A 437-nucleotide genomic window follows, 5' to 3' on the forward strand; every position below is an offset into this window, starting at 1 on the left:
CTATCCATTATCTGTATTGTTTCTGGTGAATCTTTCTTAACATCTGGAGCAACTTTTTGTATTTTCTTGAGAATAGTACTTCTACCAGCTACTTCTGACATTAAGAATCTTCTTTCATTTCCAACAATCTCAGGATTGATATGTTCAAATGATTTAGATGCCTTGTTGACGCCATCAATATACATTCCACCTTTGTGAGTGAAAGCTGCTCTACCAACATAAGGTTCTTTATCATCTAAGGAAACGTTAGCAATTTCAGCCACTTTTCTAGCTATATCAGTTATCAACTCTAGTTTTTCCTTACTGATACATTCATATTCTTTTTTAACCTGTAGATTAGCGATAACTGTTGATAAATTAGCATTGCCACATCGTTCTCCAAAACCTATATATGTTCCTTGAACCTGCGTAGCTCCTGCAAATACTGTAATGGCAGT

General features: G+C 35.0%; 1 protein-coding gene. It reads right to left on the minus strand.

Annotated elements, in window-relative coordinates:
• Nucleotides 1–437: homocitrate synthase/isopropylmalate synthase family protein (locus tag ACX6CF_RS27015; RefSeq protein ID WP_458788466.1), on the minus strand; the 437-nt coding region annotated here is incomplete at both ends.

The sequence above is a fragment of the Vallitalea sediminicola genome, assembly GCF_054408565.1.